The organism is Streptomyces sp. DI166, from assembly GCF_900091315.1.
In the GTDB taxonomy this organism is placed as follows: Bacteria; Actinomycetota; Actinomycetes; order Streptomycetales; family Streptomycetaceae; genus Streptomyces; species Streptomyces fuscus.
In genome coordinates this window covers 1-1,969 of record NZ_FLSP01000219.1, presented here as the reverse complement: position 1 = coordinate 1,969, position 1,969 = coordinate 1, and the positions used below count along the sequence as shown (strand labels likewise).

At 65.6% G+C, this 1,969-nt stretch carries 2 protein-coding genes and 3 pseudogenes; 3 read left to right on the top strand and 2 right to left on the bottom strand.

Annotated features, from left to right (window positions below; all coding sequences use genetic code 11):
* Window positions 1–2 precede the first annotated feature (2 nt).
* Window positions 3–473, top strand: a pseudogene (locus GA0115233_RS39910) (IS5 family transposase); the annotation flags it as partial.
* On the opposite strand, the pseudogene GA0115233_RS39905 reads toward GA0115233_RS39910, so the two are convergent.
* Window positions 474–882 (bottom strand): annotated as a pseudogene (locus GA0115233_RS39905) (transposase family protein); the annotation flags it as partial.
* 177 nt (window positions 883–1,059) lie between these two features.
* On the opposite strand from GA0115233_RS39905, the gene GA0115233_RS39900 reads away from it, so the two are divergent.
* Entirely contained in the window at window positions 1,060–1,368 is a 309-nt protein-coding gene (locus GA0115233_RS39900) for a hypothetical protein (protein ID WP_255310523.1), read from the top strand.
* A 44-nt stretch (window positions 1,369–1,412) separates the two neighbouring features.
* On the opposite strand, the gene GA0115233_RS41570 is transcribed toward GA0115233_RS39900, so the two are convergent.
* Entirely contained in the window at window positions 1,413–1,613 is a 201-nt protein-coding gene (locus GA0115233_RS41570) for a hypothetical protein (RefSeq protein ID WP_218063645.1), read from the bottom strand.
* 36 nt (window positions 1,614–1,649) lie between these two features.
* On the opposite strand from GA0115233_RS41570, the pseudogene GA0115233_RS41565 reads away from it, so the two are divergent.
* Window positions 1,650–1,969: pseudogene (locus GA0115233_RS41565) on the top strand (hypothetical protein); the annotation flags it as partial.

Below are 1,969 nucleotides of genomic sequence, written 5' to 3'. Positions count from 1 at the left end.
AGTTGATCCAGCCGGTCCTGGCAGCCTGGCGCTTCGAGCGCCGCGGCCGGGCTCTGGACTTCGGGCGGCCACCCGTCCATGACCTTCGCGAGATCATGGACGCGATCTTGTACGTGGACCGCACCGGGGTGCAGTGGCGCCTGCCGCACGACTTCCCGCCCTGGGAGACGGTCTACGGCTACTTCGCCAAGTGGCAGAAGGACGGCGTATTCGCCCAGCTCAACGGCCTGCTGAGGGAGTTAGTGCGGCAGCAGGAGGGCCGGAACGCGACCCCGTCGGCCTGCGTGCTCGACGCACAGAGCGTCAAGACCTCCACCAGCGTCCCCGCCTCGAGTCAGGGCACGGACGCGGGCAAGAAGATCGTCGGCCGGAAGCGGAGCATCGTGACCGACACGATCGGTCTCCTGCTCGCGGTGCTGGTCACCGCGGCCAGCGTCCAGGACTCCGTGGCCGGCACCCAGCTGCTCGACCAGGCCGCCGTCGGCGATCGTGGTGGTCTTGCCGACGGCGGCCTTGGCACCGGATTCCACCCATGCCTTGCAGCCGTTGCGGTTCCCGGCGAGCGGCCGACCGACCACGACGACCAGGCGGGTGTCGGCGTCGATGACGACCTAGTGGTTGGCGGATTACCTGTAGTTCTTCGACCGCTCGGCGATGGTGTGGTCGCGGGTGGGGACGAGAGTTCCGTCCACGATGAGCACGGTGTCCTTCGCGAATCGTTTGCGGGGCTGGAGGACGAGCATCGGCCCGAGGTGGTCGATGATCCGGTCGGCCGCCGACTTTGGACACCCCGAACAGTGGGGCGAGCTGCCGCATCGTGAGGTTCGTTCGCCAGTAGGCCGCGACCAACAGAGCCCGGTCCTCCAGCGGAAGACTCCACGGTGATGGGGATCTCGAATTTTCCTCAGACCCGCTCTTCGCCTCAGTTGGTTCGCGAAGTGAACCAACTGAGGGCAGTGGTGAGCGAGGCTGAGTACGACTGGTTGCTCTTCGACCCGTGTCAGACCCGTGGGTGATGATCGGGGCATGCTGCAAGCGAGAGATGAACATGGTCGGCGTGTGGGGAACCCGAAGTCGTCAGCGTTGAGCCGGATGGTGGCGAACCTCGGCCGGGGCAACGCCTTCGTCATCGTCGAGCGCATCGACGATGAGGCGGATGGTGACTGGTATGTCCAGGTGTGGCTGAGGAACGACAACACCTACCAGCTTGAATTCCGCGACGGGACCGCGGCGGAGCACTATCAGACCCGGACGATCTCTCAGGAGAAGGTGACCGCCGCCTTGAGCGGCTGGGCCGAAGGCCGCCCTGAGTGGAAGGACGCTTTCATGTGGAACAACATCAGCGCCTTCCTCGCTGACGCAGACTGACCCCGCCGCCCAGAGGGTCGGCGGGGTCAGTGACCTGCGTTTGTTCAGCTGCGGCGCATCGGGATGACGTCCGGGTTCGCCATCGGGATGGTGGGTCGTGCTGCTTCGGGAGTTGTCGGCGTACTCGTTGAAGTGCTCAGCCAGGTACGGATGAACGTGCTCAGCTTGGTGATCGTCAGGATGCCCTGTGTGGTGGGAAAGGTCAGGGCGGTGGGCCCTTGTCGTTGGAGGCGGAGAGAACGCATGATCGGCTCATGCGAGGCGCCTTCGACGATGTCCCATTGACCACGCTCTTCCCCCGCCTGTCGCCTGCCGACGTGGAATCCCTGGAACAAACCGCCCGCGCAGTTGATGCGGCTCGCGCGCACGGAGACAAGGCTGAGTGGGAGTGGGCACTGGATCACGTGGTCTTCCCGGGCCCGCAGCCGTGGACGCCCATCGTGCTTGGCCTGGACGTCATCGAGCATGCGGACGGGGGCGATCAGCTGGAGTTCCTGCTCCAAGTCGTGTGGACCGACTTCGGCCAGCTCGCGGTCGACGCGGCGGTGAACGTGGCCTGCTGGTGCGACACCGATCACGCCAGCCATGACGTCGACGCTGT